General features: G+C 36.6%; 11 protein-coding genes. All 11 read left to right on the top strand.

Annotated elements, in window-relative coordinates:
• Positions 1 to 163: 163 nt before the first annotated feature.
• The 11 genes from DLD54_RS07145 (at position 164) to DLD54_RS07095 (ending at position 15,430) form a co-directional block, all read left to right on the top strand.
• Positions 164 to 1,507, top strand: coding sequence for an MFS transporter (locus DLD54_RS07145; protein WP_109918734.1), 1,344 nt, complete (start codon positions 164 to 166; stop codon positions 1,505 to 1,507).
• Between the two features lie 183 nt (positions 1,508 to 1,690).
• On the top strand, positions 1,691 to 3,247 hold the full coding sequence (locus DLD54_RS07140; protein WP_109918733.1) for an SLAP domain-containing protein: 1,557 nt from the start codon (positions 1,691 to 1,693) through the stop codon (positions 3,245 to 3,247).
• Positions 3,248 to 3,669: 422 nt separating this feature from the next.
• Positions 3,670 to 5,034 carry a PTS sugar transporter subunit IIC gene (locus DLD54_RS07135; RefSeq protein ID WP_109918732.1) on the top strand — a complete coding sequence of 455 codons (1,365 nt, stop codon included), beginning with the start codon at positions 3,670 to 3,672 and terminating at the stop codon, positions 5,032 to 5,034.
• A 14-nt stretch (positions 5,035 to 5,048) separates the two neighbouring features.
• A complete protein-coding gene (locus tag DLD54_RS07130; protein ID WP_109918731.1) occupies positions 5,049 to 6,146 on the top strand; it encodes a DUF871 domain-containing protein in 1,098 nt (365 codons plus the stop codon).
• 129 nt (positions 6,147 to 6,275) lie between these two features.
• On the top strand, positions 6,276 to 7,331 hold the full coding sequence (locus tag DLD54_RS07125; RefSeq protein WP_109918730.1) for a DUF871 domain-containing protein: 1,056 nt from the start codon (positions 6,276 to 6,278) through the stop codon (positions 7,329 to 7,331).
• 270 nt (positions 7,332 to 7,601) lie between these two features.
• The gene (locus DLD54_RS07120) at positions 7,602 to 8,495 is read left to right on the top strand and encodes an alpha/beta hydrolase (RefSeq protein ID WP_109918729.1); all 894 of its coding nucleotides are present in this window, start codon (positions 7,602 to 7,604) and stop codon (positions 8,493 to 8,495) included.
• A 13-nt stretch (positions 8,496 to 8,508) separates the two neighbouring features.
• Entirely contained in the window at positions 8,509 to 9,945 is a 1,437-nt protein-coding gene (locus tag DLD54_RS07115) for a PTS transporter subunit EIIC (protein WP_109918728.1), read from the top strand.
• A 39-nt stretch (positions 9,946 to 9,984) separates the two neighbouring features.
• On the top strand, positions 9,985 to 10,881 hold the full coding sequence (gene murQ, locus DLD54_RS07110; RefSeq protein ID WP_109918727.1) for an N-acetylmuramic acid 6-phosphate etherase: 897 nt from the start codon (positions 9,985 to 9,987) through the stop codon (positions 10,879 to 10,881).
• Positions 10,882 to 11,117: 236 nt separating this feature from the next.
• On the top strand, positions 11,118 to 12,092 hold the full coding sequence (locus tag DLD54_RS07105) for a ribose-phosphate diphosphokinase (RefSeq protein ID WP_109918726.1): 975 nt from the start codon (positions 11,118 to 11,120) through the stop codon (positions 12,090 to 12,092).
• Positions 12,093 to 12,249: 157 nt separating this feature from the next.
• Positions 12,250 to 13,851, top strand: coding sequence for an ATP-binding cassette domain-containing protein (locus tag DLD54_RS07100; RefSeq protein WP_109918725.1), 1,602 nt, complete (start codon positions 12,250 to 12,252; stop codon positions 13,849 to 13,851).
• Positions 13,841 to 15,430: an ATP-binding cassette domain-containing protein gene (locus DLD54_RS07095; protein ID WP_109918724.1), complete on the top strand. Its 1,590-nt coding sequence runs from the start codon at positions 13,841 to 13,843 to the stop codon at positions 15,428 to 15,430. The genes DLD54_RS07100 and DLD54_RS07095 overlap by 11 nt, the downstream gene beginning before the upstream one ends.
• Positions 15,431 to 15,509 lie beyond the last annotated feature (79 nt).

Genomic DNA, 15,509 nt, shown 5'->3' with positions numbered 1-15,509 from the left:
TTTTATAACTAAAACCAAATAAATTTAATAAAATTTTCATTTAGCAATTGATTTAAGCAAAATGATTAACAAAAATAGCAGATTTGTTAGGAGTCTGATATTGCAACACTATTGTAAAATACAAGAAAGTGCTATCATAAATTTAATAGAAGGAGGTTACATCATGTTTAAATGGATTATGAAACAACCTGACTCAGATAGGTTGGTTCCTCAAGCTAAAATTGCCAGTACCTACAGGTGGAGACAATTCGGGGTTTTGCTAGCAACATGTATAGGTTACATTGGTTATTACATTATTCGCTTGGTTTTTACAACTGAACAGAATGATATTATGAAAGAATATCATTTTACTACTGCTAATATTGGTTTGATTTTATCTTGTTTTGGTATTGGCTATGGAGTCGCAAAGCTTTTTATGGGCGTTTTAGCGGATAAATGTGATTCTAACCGTTACTTAATGATGGGACTTTTGTTATCAGCAATATTAAATATCTTTTTAGGTTCAACACGTAACCTGTATTTAATGATGCTGTTAATGTTCTTAATGGCTGTTACACAAGGAATGGGTGCTGCCGCATGCCAAAAAATGATTCAGTTGTGGTGGGGACCTAGAATGAGAGGAACAATGTATTCCATTTGGTCTTCCGCTCATAATGCCGGATCATTTATTTGTGTTGCGATTGTTCAATTGGCTGTTTTCTTGTTTTCAGGCTCAATACCCGCAGTCTTTTATACGTCATCTGCAATTTCATTTCTAATTTGTATCCTAATTTTGGTTTTAGGAGCTGATAGGCCTAGAGTTGTAGGCTTACCGGATATTTCTACTTATACAGGTGATAAAGTCATTTTGGATAACGGTCAGGTTTCTACTGCCGATCAAACGGATTTAAGTGTTGGTCAAATTTTTGTCAAATACATTTTACAAAATAAGTTAGTTTGGGCTGTTACCCTGACGTCAATGTCGCTTTACCTTGTTCGCTATGGGATTCAAAGCTGGATTCCATCATATTTAGTTCAAAATAAAGGTTTTGATCCTGCAGCTGCCAAATGGGTTATTGGTATTTTTGAATTGGCATCAGTTCCCGGAGTAATCATTATTGGTGCTATTTCGGACGCTCTCAAAGGACGCCGCGCACTAGTTTCAATTGCATGCGTGATTGGGACGCTAATTTGTTTAACGTTTTACTTTTTCAGTAATAATCATACTTTAATTATTATTGCGCTGATTATTATGGGTAATTTAATATACGCTCCATTGACTCTTGTAGGTCTAATGATTAATGAGGTTGTTCCCAAATATGCTGTAGGTGCTTCGACTGGTTTCATGGGCTTCTTTCAGTATATTTTTGGTGAAACTCTGGCAACAGCCTTAATTGGTATTCTGGTTGACAAGTTTGGCTGGATTGCCAGCAACTCGGTCTTATATGTTGCTTCCTTTGCTGCTTTAATCTTTCTGTTTTACACAGCGATCAGTGAAAATAAATTGCGTAAAGAAGCAGCTAAATAATTAAGCTACCAGCAATTCGCGTTTTAACTTGCTTGAAAAAGATCAGTTTTACCGTATTTTTACATTTGTGCAATTGTATTAAGAAAAGGTAAGCAATTCTTTACTGACGGCTTGCGAACGATTTTTTAGTATACAATAAACAATGTTGATAGATTTTTAATATAATAACGAGGTAGAGAGTAAATGAAATTTAGTCATAAATTTATGATGGTATCGGCTGCTGCGTTAATTGGTATCAGCCCAGTATTAAGCGGCAGTCAAGTTGCCGTAGTGCAAGCTGCTGATAAGCCTGCAGCAAAGAAAAACAATGTCAAACAAAATACGATCAAGTTAAATCATAATGCTTATGTTTATGATAAAAATGGTAAGAGGTTAAAGACCTATATGGGTAGTGCCAAAAGAACCAAAATTGGCAAGGGAATTACCCTAAACTTTAATACCAAAGTTACGATCAATAATAAAGATTACTATGATATAGGTGGCAATGCCTACGTTAAAGCAGCTAATGTAGGTTATGTTAATGGTAAAAAAGTTACTAAATCAGCACCTACAGCAAAAGCTAAGATTAAGCACAATGCCTATATTTATGACGCTAAAGGTAAGACTGAAAAGAAGAAGATTAAAAAAGGGCAAACAGTTACTGTTGATCAGTTAATTTACATTGGTAAAAAGCTTTTCTACAGAATAAATGGTCAAAATAATCAGTTTATTAAGGCAGCCAATGTGGGTAAAACAACTGGTGCAAAATTAAAACCTGTTAATAAAAAGCCCGGTAAAAACGATAATGCCCCGAGTGACAACCAAAATGATCCAACTGTAATTACCTTGAGCCACAATGCTTACATATATGATGGTAACGGTAAGTCTACTAAAGTCTTAATCAGAACAGGACAAAAGGTTACAGTTGATGAACTGAAATACATTGGCAAGAAATTGTATTATCACCTAAATGACACAAATTATCCGGGTGCTGATCAATGGGTAAAGAAGAATAATGTAGGAATTGTTAATGGTAAGCAATTAAAGCCTTCAAATTCCAAGCCGGAAGATGATACTGATGTAACTACTGTCACTTTGGCACGGAATACAAATGTTTATAACAACAAGGGTGTAGTTCAACCTACCAAAACTTTTGCTAAAGGACATAGAGCACGAGTAACTGAACTTCGTTATATTTGGGTAAGTGCTGACAATAAGGCAGAATTATTCTATAAACTGCAAAGCGATAAGAATGGGTATCTTAAAGAAGAAGATATCAGCTTAGTAAGTGGTGCCAAGTTAACTCCGGTTAACACACCAGAAACTGCTAAGAGTGAAACTGTCACTGCCACAGCCACAGATAAAAAGGCACTTAGTGATTTACTAAGTCAGGATGCTGCAGTAAAAGCAAGTGATACCTATAAGCTTTCTGCTAAATCAGCTCGTGATGCTTATGATAGTGCAATTGCAACAGGCAATCAGGTTAACAGTGCAATCTCTACTGTTGCTCATATTACCGATTCTGTAAATCAGATCACCGCTGCGAAAGCTGCTTTAAACGGTAAAAAAGTTATTGTCAATGACTTGAAGAATTTGTCTTTTGCAGAGTCCGAAGAAATTGTTAACTTGGTAGCTAGCGTGAATGGTGTAGACAAGAGTGCAGTGCAGTTTATTAATAATAATTCAATGCTAACTGTTACGAGTGCTAATGGTTTCCAGCAAATTTTAAATATTGCAGACTACGCTGCAACTAATAAATAGTTTTTAACAAATTTAAAAAGGGTCTGGGAAAAAACTCTAACCTAACTAAAAAGGCTGACAATTCACGTCAATAAAACGTTGATTTGTCGGTCTTTTTAAATTGTAAATTTTTTAATTTAACTTCAAAGAGCTCTTTTTTCCCAGACACTTTTGTTTGAATTATTTAGTATTCAATTGCATTTGATTTGTTTAACTATGTTTATATTTTAATTTGTATATCTATTAAAATAAAAATGCAAAAAAATTATGGTATATACCGCTTTTATATTGTATCAAAATACACTTTATGCGTACTGCACATTTTGGTGTATACCAAAGTCGAAAAACCTACGGCCGCAACAATTTTGGTGAAAAAAGTAAAGCGTTTCCAAACAATGTGGTATAATACAAGTGGAGTAAAAATTTAGTAGGAGGAAATAATTATGAATGCTATAATTAACTGGCTAAACAAGCATCTTGTACCTGTTGCCGCGAGGATTGGCTCAATTCGCTGGCTTGTGGCGTTACGTGATGCTTTCATTTCAATTATGCCAATTATGTTGGCTGGTTCTGTGGCTAGTGTATTAAATGCTATTTTTAGAGATGTCCCTACCAATTTAGGCTGGATGGGCATTGTTAATTCAATGCAATGGCTCATTAGTATTAATGGCTTGGTATGGACAGGTTCAACTGCAATTTTAGGATTGCTGTTTGCTTTCACATTTGGCTATCAAATGTGTATCCAATATAAAGTTGAACCAATCGCAGGTGGTTTGCTGACATTAGGTACTTTTATCATGAGCTTGCCTCAAAGCTTTTCAGCTGATTTGAAAAATGTTCTTACTAAGGGAGACATAAAAACATTAACTGATGCTCAAATGGCTGTTAATGGTAAGAATGTTAGTGCTTGGGGCTGGTTTAATTTTAACAAGTACTTTGGTGCTTATGGCTTCTTTACTATTATGATTATGGGTGCTATTTCTGTTGCAATATATATTGCTTTAGTAAAGAGACATATTACTATTAAAATGCCTGACAGTGTTCCGCCCGCTGTTTCTAATGCCTTTACAGGTATTATTCCTGCGACTGCTGGTTTGTTCGTTGTAGGTATTATTGACTATCTATTCACTCTTAAAAATACAACAGTGATTGACTTGATTGCCAAAACAATTCAAGAGCCTCTAATGAAGATGGGTCAAGGATATGGCTCGTTGTTACTGATTGTATTCTTAGTCCAACTGTTTTGGTTCTTTGGTATTCATGGTACCAATGTATTGGCACCAGTTACAGAAAGTATTTGGACTACTGCACTGATTGCCAATACTAATGCACATAAGGTGCAAAAAGCATTGCCGTATATGTGGACTAGAAGTGATTTTGACCTTTATGTTTGGATCGGTGGTGCAGGTTCAACTCTGTTACTCATTCTAGCCGTTCTTGCTTTTTCAAAACGTGAAGATGAACGTGCTGTTGCTAAGATTTCTCTCGTACCTGGAATCTTCAACATTAATGAACCTATGATGTTTGGTATGCCAATTGTTTTGAATCCAATTTACATTATTCCATTTATTCTTGCTCCATTAGTTATGGTATCAATTGCATATGGTGCTCTAAGTCTTGGCTTGGTAAACCGGGTTGCCGTACAGACAACTTGGGCAATGCCACCATTCCTTAATGCAATAATGGCAACGATTGATTGGCGTCCAGTTATTTTACAAATTATCAATATGGTCGTTGGTTTCTTGATTTATGTACCATTTGTTATTGCTTCTAATAACATGGATCCTAAAAAAGTTAATAAAGTTTAAGGAGCAATAATTTTATGAAGCAATTAGGTATTTCACTTTATCCCGAGCAAAGTACATTTGAACAGGATAAAGAATATATGGATTTAGCCCATCATTATGGCTATAGCAGAATATTTACATCACTTTTGCAGTTAAAAAGTGCGAGTGGAGAAGATATCCTCGCAAAGTTAAAGAAAGATGTAGCTTATGCTAATGAACTAGGCTTTAAAACTGTAGTAGATATTAACCCTGTTTTATTTAAAGAATTAAAAATTGACTATAACGATCTGGTCTTTTTCAAGGACTTAGGAGTTTGGGGCTTAAGGTTAGATGAAGGCTTCAGCGGTATGGAAGAAGCTGCGATGACTCATAATCCCTATGGGCTTAAGATAGAGTTAAATATGAGTCGGGGTACAAATTATCTTGACAGCATTATGGCTTATGATCCTGAAGTTGATAATTTGATCGGTTGTCATAACTTTTATCCTCAGGAGTACACTGGATTAAGTGAAAAATTTTTTAATGAGTATTCGCAGAAATATCGTGATTATGGATTGCATACAGCTGCGTTTATTTCATCAAAGAATGCGCAATTTGGTCCGTGGCCTGTTCATGAAGGGCTTCCGACTATGGAGAGCGATCGCCAACGCAATATTTTTAGTCAAGTTACTCATTTACGTTTGAGCAAAAAGATTGATGATATAATTATTGGTAACGCTTTTGCTAGTGAAGATGAATTAGCTGCTGCAGCTAAGGCTTTTAAGAGTCCTTTTGCCACTTTGACAATGGAATTTGATGAGGGAACTAAGCCAATTGAAAGAACTATTTGCTTAAAAGAACCACATTTATACCGTGGCGATGCTTCAGAATTCTTACTACGTGATACTCAACCACGTGTTATTTATGCAAAGGAAGATATTCCAGCTCACAATAATAATAAACCAACTTTTGAACGCGGAGATATTGTAGTTGTTAATGACCAGTATCCTCGTTATAAAGGTGAATTGCAGATTGTCTTAACACCTTTTCCAAATGATGGTAGACGTAACTTGGTTGGACGTTTATGTGCAGATGACTTAGACTTATTGCAAAAAATTGAGCCGTGGAGTACATTCATTTTGCAAGAAAGTTAATACGTAGTTTTGTTTTAAAAACCGCGAACAAATTGTTCACGGTTTTTTTATTTGCTCATTTTTTACCGTAAATAAAATAGTATAATAATTGATGTAAGTGATTTCATAAAAAGGGAGAAATAGAAACACATGCTAGGTTTTTCAATATATCTCAACCGCGACTTAACGGCTGCAGATTATAATTATTTGCTGGCAATGCGTAATGCTGGTTTAACCACTGTCTTTACCTCATTGCATATACCAGAAGATGATCAAAAAGTTGTTTTGAAAAGATTAGCTGAGTTAACGAAGTGGTGTCAGAATTTAGAAACAGACATAATTGCCGACGTTTCTGAGGAGGGATTAGAGCAATTAGGTATTGCATTAGATAACGAAAAGCAGATTGAAAGTCTGGGGTTAACTGGACTAAGAATAGATGATGGTGTGACGTCAGATACTATAGCTAAACTTTCGCAGAAAATGCCCATTGCTCTGAATGCCAGCACTATAAATGAAGATGACATCACAGCTTTACGAGAACACGGCGCCAGTTTCGAAAATTTACAAGCTTGGCATAACTTTTATCCGCGCCCAGAAACTGGCCTAGATGCAAATTGGTTGGAACAAAAAAATAATTGGTTACACCAAATGAATTTGGAAACGATGGCGTTTGTTGCGGGCGATGATGTTCTGCGTGGACCTATTCATGCTGGACTGCCAACTCTTGAAAAACATAGGGGTGAGAATCCTTTAGCTGCCGCATTGGAATTGAAACAGCTTGGTTGCGATCATGTCTTTATTGGGGATGGTTCTTTAACCACGAATATGATTGACTGTTTTAAAAATTACATCAAACAGCAGACTATTACACTTCACGTTGATGGGAACCTGCCTGAATTATTCAATTATGAATGGAGCAATCGTCCAGATGTGGCGCGAGATGTGATTAGGTTGACGGAGGGGCGTAGCCGCCAGCTTTTTAACACAGAACCACAGACAAAAGTAAGTGCACGTCCTAAGGGAACAATTACCTGTGATAACAAATTATATCTGCGTTATCAGAGTGAGTTACAAATAACTAAGCGTGATTTACCAGCAGATAAGAAAGTTAACGTTTTAGGACATGTCGTGCCTCAAGACCTACCGCTTTTAGATCAAATAGGTGCAGGTCAGAAAATTCATTTTGCGGAGCTGAAAAAAGACTAGGAGTATTTGTGTGTAAATTAAAAAGCCATCTAGCAGGAATGTCTTGATTTTACAGCTAAAATACTGGGTCAAGCAATCTTTTAATCATAAAATTGGTATAGTGCAATAATTACCTAAAATTTAGATATTATATTTATAATATTGAAAATTGGTATAATTAATATTATACTTACTTTGTGTTGACACTGTTTTGAGTAAATATTTTGCCTTAAGGATATAAAAATATTCACTTAAAATTATTTTTCTGTAATCTTATTAAAGGAGTCGAAAATGAAAATTAAAAAGTGCGGATTAGCCATTTTAACGCTACTTCCGATTGTTTTCTTCTTAGCTGGTTGTGGCAGTAAAAAGAAGGCAGCTAATCCTGCTGTCAAGCCAAATCAGAGTCAAGTAGTTACTACTACGATGTATTCCAAAAAAATGCACTTGGACTGGAATTATGATGTCTATCTGCCAGCGGGTTATGACCCTAATGGCAATAAAAGATATCCTGTTTTATACATGCTGCACGGTGTAAACGGCAATCACAGGAACTTACTTGAAAGGTTTAATTCTCAACAGATCTTGGATGGTTTAGTCCACCGCAAGAATAAGAAAATGATAGTGGTTTTTGTAGATGGGTTTAACAGTTTTTATGTTAATCAAAAAGACGGCTTGCCAATGGAAGATGCCATCGTTCACGACATGGTGCCGACAATTAATAAACTTTATAAAACTAAAACAGATCCTGATCACACGGCAATTGGTGGGATTTCAATGGGTGGCTATGGAGCAGCCAGATTTGTCCTGAAATATCCTAACTTGTTTGGTAAGGCAGTTTTGATTTCACCTTCAGTGTGGTATAACCTGCCTAACACTAACCCTATTAAAATGAGCATGCACGCGTTTACCGATGGAAAAAAGAGCTGGTCGGATAAAGTTTACCAGTCTTTATTCCCGACAAATTACCTTGGTGATCAATCAGCCAAAAGCAAGTTTTTTGTCGAAACCACATCATCAGATACTACTGTACCGGTAAAAGATGTTAACCGCTTTGTGAAAAAACTGCAAAGTAACAATATCAGTGTTAAATATGTCAAAGACAGTGGCGATAATCACAACTGGACTTATTGGGCCAAAGCTGCACCAAATGCCTATAATTGGGCTTTGGATGAAATGAACTAGTGAGGTGAGCAAAATGACAAAAAAATCTGATCAAGATTTAGCACAAGAAATATTAGAATTAGTCGGTGGTAAATCAAATATAAGTGAAATTGTTTCTTGTATGACAAGGTTGCGCTTAACTATCAAAGATAATTCACTAGTTAATATTGATGCTTTGAAAAAAGTCGATGGTGTTTTAGGAGTTGTACAATCAGAAACGCTGCAAATTGTTTTAGGACCCGGAAAAGTTACGAAAGTAGCTCAAATAATGGCTAATTTAGCTGATATCAACCTCACTACTGAAGATGGTAACAGTGATTTAGCAGAGGTGAAAAAACAAGCCCAGGAAAATAAAGCTGCCCAAAAGGCTAAGCATGACAAACCACTCCAAAGAGGGTTACATCATATTGCTAATGTCTTTGTACCGCTCTTACCAGGTATTATTGCCGCAGGACTGGTAAATGGTATTACCAATGTTATTGACTACCAAACTGGCAGTGCATTTGCTAATGACTGGTGGTACATGGCTATTAAAACAATTGGCTGGGGTCTGTTTGCCTTTTTACCAGTATTTGTAGGGATGTACGCCGCCAAAGAATTTAAAGGTAGTCCAATCCTTGGCGGTATTGGCGGTATCTTCTGTTTAAGTCTAGGTTTACCAACATTTCCTTTAGCTTCGCTTGCCATTTCTATGCCTTTCACAAATAAACCTTATGTTACGGGTGTCGGTGGCTTACTGACCGCTTTATTTATGGGTATATTTATCGCACTGACGGAAAGATGGATTAGAACATGGATGCCTAATATATTCGACACATTTTTCACTCCGATTTTGACACTGATTTTCTGCTGCTTGATTTCAGTAGTTTTCCTGCAGCCTGTCGGAAATTGGCTAACAAATATTATTTATGTAGTCCTTGATTTCTTATATACCAAATTAAGCTGGATCGGTGGTTATCTGTTATCCTCAACGTTCTTAGGCTTGGTTTCTGTAGGATTGCATCAAGCTCTAACTCCTATCCATGTTATGTTGAATGATCCTACTGGACCTACTCACGGAATTAACTATTTATTACCCATTTTAACAATGGCCGGTGGCGGTCAAGTTGGAGCTGGACTTGCTTTATACTTTAAGAGTAAGAACAAAAGGTTTAAGAAACTGGTCATGAGTTCAATTCCAGTTGCGATTTTAGGTGTTGGCGAACCTTTAATGTACGCTGTCACACTTCCATTAGGCAGGTCCTTTATTACTGCGTGTTTGGGTGCCGGCTTTGGCGGTATAGCAGCCTCACTCTTTCATTTAGGGACTGTTTCTCAGGGCGTTTCAGGAATTTTTGGTTTACTAATAATTCAACCAGGACAACAGTTACAATTTGTGATTGCCATGTTAATCGCATATTTAGGTGGTTTCATTTGTACTTGGTTCTTTGGTGTTGATCAAAATCGAATTAATGAACTATTTCCAGAATAAGATTTAACTCTGTCAATTAAAAAATAAGTTAGGAATAATATGGAAATAAAAAATTTAGTGACTGAAACTCGTAATCCAGCTACGACTCACATTGATACCATGTCCACACTTGATATGGTAAAGACGATTAATGCAGAAGATCAAAAGGTAGCTCAAGCTGTTGCGCTTACAGAAAAACAAATTGCACTTGCGATTGATGAAGCCGCAAAAAGATACGCGCAAGGTGGCCGTTTAGTATATATGGGTGCTGGCACCAGTGGCCGTTTAGGCGTACTGGACGCTGCAGAATTAGTGCCTACGTATGGGATTAAACCGGAGAGAGCAGTTGGTTTAATTGCCGGTGGTAAAGGTGCAATGTTTTCTGCCGTAGAAGGTGCAGAAGATTCTACTGTACTGGGCAGTACTGATTTAAACAAAATAAAAATAACTGCTAATGACGTGGTTATTGGATTAGCTGCTAGTGGTAGGACGCCTTATGTTGTTGGCGGACTGCAATATGCCAAGAAAAAAGGTGCCTTAACCATTGCAATAGCTTGCGTGCCTAACTCTGTCATTGGCCAAGCAGCTGAGATTGCGATAGAGGCAGTTGTTGGACCTGAGGTGGTCACAGGGTCAACACGCATGAAAGCCGGTACAGCACAAAAAATGATTTTAAATATGATTTCAACCGGTGTAATGATCAAACAAGGCAAAGTTTACCAAAATGTGATGATTGATGTGCAACCGACTAATGCGAAGTTAGTTGACCGTGCATGTCGCATTATAAGTGAGACTACAAGTGTTACCACTGAGGAGGCTTTAGCTTACTTAAAACAAGCCGATAATAAAGTTGATTTAGCGATAATAATGGCAAAAACTAAAAAAGATAAAAATGCAGCTGGCAAGTTGCTCACAAGATATCATGGCAATGTTAGCCGTGTATTACAGGGAGAATAAAATGTTTGGCTGCGAATAATTTTGGCTAACCTTTCAGATGGTATTTAAACCAACTGAAAGGTTTTTCTTTGATAAATTATGAATTATTTTGTTCAAAAGTCCTATTTTACGGTTTAATCTAGTATTCAAGGCTTGAATGTCATTCATTAAAGTTGAATAATAATATAGGAAGTAACTTTTTCAGACAACTTTTGGTAAAATAATAAGTTGTTAACAATTTTAATACGGAGGAAATTATGTCTTATAAAGACAATATGATGTTGTTTGCCCTTAATTCAAACGTTCCGCTGGCAGAAAAAATTGCCGAACGTGTGGGGGTGCCCCTAAGTAAGTCCAGCGTTCAACGCTTTAGTGACGGCGAAATTCAAATTAATATTGATGAATCTGTCCGGGGTAAAGATGTATATTTAATTCAGTCAACCAGTGTGCCGGTTAATGATAACTTAATGGAATTGTTGATCATGATTGACGCTGTGCGCCGCGCCAGTGCACAAACAATTAACATTGTGATCCCATATTATGGTTATGCTCGTCAGGACCGCAAAACCAGACCACGTGAGCCGATCACTGCTAAATTAATTGCGGATATGTTGCAAGAAGCGGGTGCAACTAGAGTTTTATCACTCGACCTTCACGCCCCACAAATTCAAGGATTCTTTGATATCCCAGTTGACAATTTAATGGGTGCACCTTTACTTGCTGATTACTTTTTAAGGAATAATTTGCAAAAAGATGCCGTGGTAGTTTCTCCTGACCATGGTGGTGTGACTCGTGCCCGCAAGTTAGCAGAGTTTTTAAAGACACCAATTGCAATTGTTGATAAACGTCGCCCACGTGCCAATGTTTCAGAGGTAATGAATATCATTGGTAACGTTAAAGGTAAGCGTGCTATCATTATTGATGACATGATTGATACAGCAGGAACAATCACCCTAGCTGCACAAGCATTAATAGATGCTGGAGCAACAGAAGTTTATGCTAGTGCTACACATGCAGTTTTATCAGGTCCTGCTATTCAAAGATTAAACGATTCTCCGATTAAAAACTTGGTATTAACGGACTCCATCAATCAACCGGTTGAAAAGAAACTGGAAAAAACACTTTTAGTTTCGGTTGGTCCACTTATTGGGGATGCAATCAAGTGCATTCAAAAGCACGAAGCACTTAGTCCTTTATTTAATACCAGATATGAAAAAGATAAACACAAATAAAAGATAAACTAGAAGATCTGCTTAATTAAAGCAGGTCTTTTAGTTTGGGCAAATGACCACTTAGTTCAATAAAATGACCTTTTGGTAAAATTTGATTGCATTTAAAATTAAATTAAAGTTTAATAAAATCATAGTAAAAATGAAAGGACGAAAAGCGATGTCACTCAAAGAGCTATTAAAAACTAATATTCCACGAGCAATTTTCATTCTGTTTATCTTTTTTGCCTATGCCGTGGGTGGAACAATCTCGACCTATCTTTTTAAATATGCAATTAATGATTTAACTAAAGGTAATTGGGATAAATTTGTATTGTGGATGCTTATTGATTTTGCTTTTTCGATATTCACAGTCTTGTCTTTGCCGTTAGGTACTTTTTTGTTCAACAAACAAATTCAGGAATGTGTGCACAACATTCGTGCCCAGATAATGCGGCGGTATTACAATTCTGGCGATTATAAAGTATCAGAAATGCAAAATGAGTTAGGCAACAATCTCAAGATTTTAACAGATGATTATGCTACACCTTGGATTGAAATTTGGACCAATTTGTTAAGTCTTGTCTTTGCAATTGGCACATTGATAACTCTGCATTGGTCTTTAATTTTATTTGTTGCTGTAGCGGCAATTATTGTGCTGATGCTACCTAAAATTATGACCAAAAAGTTATCGAATTCTACAGCTGCAGCAGCTAAGAAAAACGCGCAGCTTTTAAATACCATTGAAAATTGGTTTTCCGGATTAGGAGAATTACGCCGTTACAGTGCGGGGGCTCGCTTGGACAGAGCACTTGGCCAAGACAGTCGTAAACTGGCAGCAGCCAATATTTATAGAAGAAAAGTGCAAGGAATTTCTATTAGCATTAATGGCTTAGGCAATGCCATTGGTCAAATAGGTGCAAGCTTATGGAGTGGGCTGCTATTTTTTGCACATGTGATTACTTTAGGTGATTGGTTTATAGCTGGTAGCTTCGCTTCAACAATTTTTAATGGTCTCTGGTCGGTTATTAGTGCAATGACACAGATGAGATCCACCAAAAAATTGCGTCAGGAAATTGCGCAATTGACCAAGCCAATTCCTGAAAGAAAAAAAGGTACTGTTGCTTATGGCGTAGAGTGTCACAATTTGACAGTGCAATACCAAAATGGTGAAAGTATTACCTATCCCGATTTTAAGATCAACAAAGGTGATAAAGTTTTACTTTCTGGTGATTCAGGTACAGGCAAGTCGACTTTATTCAAAGTTTTACTGGGGAAACTTACACCTGAAACAGGTGAAGTTTATTTCACTGCTAAAGACGGCACCAAAATTTTACCTCAAAACGCTCAGTTAGGTTATGTCGCTCAAGATGCAACTCTTTTTCCTGACACTATTGCGAATAATATTACGATGTTTAATCGTAAATTGACTAGCAAGCTCAAAGAAGTCATTCAAAGAGTTCAATTAGTGCCGGATTTAGCCAAGTTTCCCAAGCAAATTGATACTGTGGTTGACCTGGATCAGGGCAATTTATCAGGTGGACAAAGACAAAAGGTAGTCTTAGCTCGAGCGGAGGTTCATGATGAGCCGTTTCTGCTACTAGACGAGGCTACTAGTGCAATAGACAGTAATGCCACTAGTGCAATCATTGGTGATTTACTTGATACTGATAAGACGGTTTTAATGATTGCTCATAATTTTAGCCCCGAATTAAAAGAAAAATTTGATTATCAAATTCATTTACAATCAAATAAAAAGAAGGGTAATTCGGATGACAATTAAAGACTTTTATCAACAAAATCCCTTACGTTTTATTATTTTACTTTTAATCAATGTCAGTTTCTATGCACTGTTAATTCTTAGTACGGTATTCAGTATTATTGAAACAACCGCAATTCAACAAGGCAATTTTAAAATGTTTTTAATTGCTATTGTATGTGCTTTTGTCTGTGCAATGTCAGATTATTTACTGCAAGGGCTGTCACAATACATTTTGTCTCAGCAGGAAGAACAATATAATGTTGCAATCAGGGATAAAACCACTAAACATTTTTATGCAGATCAAAAAGACCATGCAGTAGCACAAGTTCAAAACCGCTTAACCCATGACTTGGTTCAAAGTCAGCAAAATTTTCTTTCCCCTCTTTTTAGTTTAATTGGCGGAATAGTCATTATAATTGCTACTGTTGTCTTATTGCTCTCATTACATTGGAGTTTGCTCATAACAATATTAATCATGGTGCTAATCTCTTTAGCTTTACCCAAGCTGCTTGAGAAGCCGTTACAAAAGTCAATGCTTAATATTTCAAAGAGCAATCAAAAGTATCTTGACAAGTTGGAAAAATGGTTGAATGGACTTGCTGAACTACAGTGTTATCTTAGTGGTGCAAAATTATTTAAGGTAACAAGTGCTGCAGCGAAGGAATTAGAAGATGCCAATGTTAAGCAAAATGGAGTCATGCAGTTATTGACTATCATTAATGGCTTGGTATCAACAATTTTCTCATTGATTTTATTTTTACTGGCAGGTTATTTGTTCAAACAACATCTGGTTGTATTCGGTGTCATTACAGGAGTAGGCAATTGCCTAAACTACTTGAAACAAGGAATTCAGTTTATAGTAACCTCTTACGGCAGAATGAAAGGTTCGGGCGCTCTGAACAAGGAAATTGCCCAAACGGCCGCGCCAGTAACAACAAAAGAAATAAAAGAAGTGGCGCCACCTGCTGCAATTACTACACACGATCTCAGTTTGCAATTTCCTAATGGTGAAAGTTTGCTGTTTCCTGATATTGATGTAAAAGCCGGTGAAAAAATTCTTTTAACCGGTGACTCTGGAGCAGGTAAATCAACGTTATTCAAACTCATTTTAGGGCAAATTAAACCTAGTTCGGGACAAATCACTTTTAAAAACAAAAATGGTAATATAGTTAACCCCGACATGAGTAAAATTGGCTATATTCCCCAAGATCCGGTACTTTTTCCAGTAAGCATCGCCGATAACATGACAATGTTTGCCGATAAACTAAAAAGTGCTCTACCTCAACTGGTAGAGAAGGTGCAACTGGCAGGTGATATTGCTAAATTTGATAAAGGCTTGAACCAAAAAATTAATTTAAATAAATTGAATATTTCAGGTGGGCAAAGACAGAAAATTGTTCTGGTGCGGGCATTAGTTCACCAAAGTGAAATTATTTTAATCGATGAGGGTACTAGTGCTATTGACCAGCAAGCAACAATGCAAATCTTACGGGAAGTTACAGCAACACCAGCCACAGTGATTTTTATTGCTCATAGTTTTAATACACAAATGAAGCAACTCTTTGATAGGGAAATTCACCTAGTTAAACAAACAAAATAAAAATGTGACTTGCAACTCAAATTATATTTTCGTATTAAGAATTTTTAACCCAGATAATAAAAATAAACTAAAAGAAAGG

The sequence above is a fragment of the Lactobacillus helsingborgensis genome, assembly GCF_003173695.1.
GTDB classification, from domain to species: domain Bacteria; phylum Bacillota; class Bacilli; order Lactobacillales; family Lactobacillaceae; genus Lactobacillus; species Lactobacillus helsingborgensis.
The sequence above is the reverse complement of the archived record's forward strand: the minus strand, read 5'-3'. Positions and strand labels throughout refer to the sequence as shown.